Genomic DNA, 218 nt, shown 5'->3' on the forward strand with positions numbered 1-218 from the left:
GCCCTCCCGACGCAACGACAAAACCGTAAAGCCCCGCGTTCAGCATAACCCGGCAGGAATCCACTTAAATCCAGCGGGGCGCTGTCCAAACAACCGGGGCCAGCTCTAAATACCACATCAAATACGGACGTGCGGTGGAGTGCCTGATCAAGGATCGCCATGCGCTGCTCGCCTTCTTCGACTTCCCTGCTGAGCACTGGATCCACCTACGCAGCTCG

Annotated in this window: 1 protein-coding gene; it reads right to left on the bottom strand. The window is 58.7% G+C overall.

From position 1 onward, the window contains the following. On the bottom strand, positions 1-197 hold a 197-nt coding region (locus tag QJT78_RS52910; RefSeq protein WP_281461020.1), incomplete at its 3' end, for a hypothetical protein. Positions 198-218 lie beyond the last annotated feature (21 nt).

Origin of the sequence: Bradyrhizobium sp. Mp27, from assembly GCF_029953005.1 — a bacterium.
Classification (GTDB): Bacteria; Pseudomonadota; Alphaproteobacteria; order Rhizobiales; family Xanthobacteraceae; genus Bradyrhizobium; species Bradyrhizobium barranii.